This is a genomic window from Mesorhizobium sp. P3_A9 (genome assembly GCF_056402975.1).
Genome location: NZ_JBFUGJ010000624.1, coordinates 1 through 1,874, shown reverse-complemented (window position 1 = coordinate 1,874; position 1,874 = coordinate 1). Strand labels below are relative to the sequence as shown.

The 1,874-nt window shown below is 63.4% G+C and carries 2 protein-coding genes and 1 pseudogene; all 3 read right to left on the bottom strand.

All coding sequences use genetic code 11. The features are described from left to right. Window positions 1–291, bottom strand: a pseudogene (locus AC1DX0_RS35360) (ABC transporter substrate-binding protein); the annotation flags it as partial. A gap of 70 nt (window positions 292–361) precedes the next feature. Continuing rightward, on the bottom strand, window positions 362–1,402 hold the full coding sequence (locus AC1DX0_RS35355) for a branched-chain amino acid ABC transporter permease (protein ID WP_477218489.1): 1,041 nt from the start codon (window positions 1,400–1,402) through the stop codon (window positions 362–364). A 3-nt stretch (window positions 1,403–1,405) separates the two neighbouring features. Then, window positions 1,406–1,874 (bottom strand): ABC transporter permease subunit (locus tag AC1DX0_RS35350; protein ID WP_477359086.1); only part of this gene is annotated, 469 nt, incomplete at its 5' end.

The following is a 1,874-nucleotide window of genomic DNA, read 5'->3' as shown; positions in this document are numbered from 1 at the left end:
GGCATGGCTCTTCTGGCGCTCGTAGCATTCGACGCCGCGTTCGACCTCGTACTGGGTCTCGCATTCATCCCAGGTCAGCTTGACGCCGTTGACGCCGCCGTCGCGGATGTTGATGAGGTTGAGATAGTCGATGAAGCCGCCGAAGAAGCCGGTGCCGCCGGCCGCATAGGGTCCGACGCGATAGCTTTGCAGCGGAAAATATTGTTCGTCGGCGTGGGCGGCGGGCAAGGCCACCGACACGATCATCGCCGCGGACAGCGCCGCCGCCTTGATGGTGCTGAGGAAAGTCATTGCTAGGGTACTCCCGGTATGGGCCGTCTTGGTTCGGCCTCTGGTTCATTTCCAAATGCGAATGCGGGGCTCAGGTCGACTGCCAGGCGAACAGGAGCCGTCTTCGGACCCTGTCCCACAGGGCCACCAGCCCGTCGGGTTCAAGGATCAGAAACAGGATGATGAGGGCGCCAAGCACGATACGCTGGCTCATGTCGAGCACGCCCGAGTCGAAGACATCGCCGAGCAGGAAACCGCCGAGGCGAGACAAGCCAAGCGGAAACACAACGATCAAGGCCGCGCCGAAGAAGGCGCCACGGATCGAGGCCAGGCCGCCGATGATGATGATGAACAGGATCTGGAACGAACGGTCGAGATCGAAGCCGTCCGGCTCGACGGTTCTCAGATAGGCGAAGGCCCAGATGACGCCGGCGACGCCGATAATGAAGGACGAGATGGCGAAGGCCAGAAGCTTGGTCTTCAGCACCGGTATGCCGATGATGCGGGCTGCGGTTTCATTGTCGCGGATGGCGATGAAGTTGCGCCCGGTCTGCGACGACATCAGCCGATAGGCGAGGAAGGTGAGGATGCTGACGATGGTCAGCGCAAAGAGATAGCGGCCGACGGCGCCGTCGAAAGCGAAGCCTGAAATCGACAGCTTCGGCGCGTCGATGACGCCGGACGCCGAGTCGTTGGAGAACCAGCTGAACTTGGTCAGTGCCCATTGCACGAAGAACTGCGCGGCGAGCGTGGACACCGCGAGATAAAAACCCTTCAACCGCAGGCTGGGCAGGCCGAAGACGATGCCGATCGCGGCGGCGACAATGCCGGCCAGAAAGATGCTGCCGACCAGCGGCAGGCCTTCGACGCGCAGGTTGAAATTGTAGGCGGCAAAGGCACCCGCCGCCATGAAGGCAGCACTGCCAAGCGAAACCTGGCCGGCATAGCCGGTGAGGATGTTCAAGCCCACGCCGGCAAGGCTGAGCGCCAGGAACGGCAGCAGGATGGCCTCGAACAGATAGCTTGAGCCGATGAGCGGGATAACGCCATAGGCGATGGCGAGCAGCAGAACGGGCGCGATCCATTTCGGCAGGGCCGGCGCGGAGGAGAAATCGCTTGTGATCGCGGCCATGGCTCAGACCCTTTCCACGAGCTTCTGGCCGAACAGGCCGGAGGGACGGATCAGCAGGAAGACGAGCGCGACGACGTAGGCGAACCAGCTCTCGATGCCGCCGCCGAAATAGTCGCCGATATAGACCTCGGCGAGCTTCTCACTGGCGCCGATCAAGAGCCCGCCGACAATGGCGCCAAGGATGGAATCGAAGCCGCCAAGCACCAGCACCGGCAGCGCCTTGAGCACCACTAGCGACAGCGAGAACTGCACGCCAAGGCGAGCGCCCCAGAGCAGCCCGGCGACCAGGGCGACGAGACCGGCCGCGGCCCAGACGGTGCCCCAGATCAACGGCAGCCGCAGCCCGACAGCGAGTGCGGCGAACTGGTCGTCGGCGACAGCGCGGAAGGAGAGGCCGATGCGGGTGTAGCGGAAGAACAGCGACAGCAGCAGAACCATGCCGGCGGCAACCACCGCGGCGAAAATGTCGAAC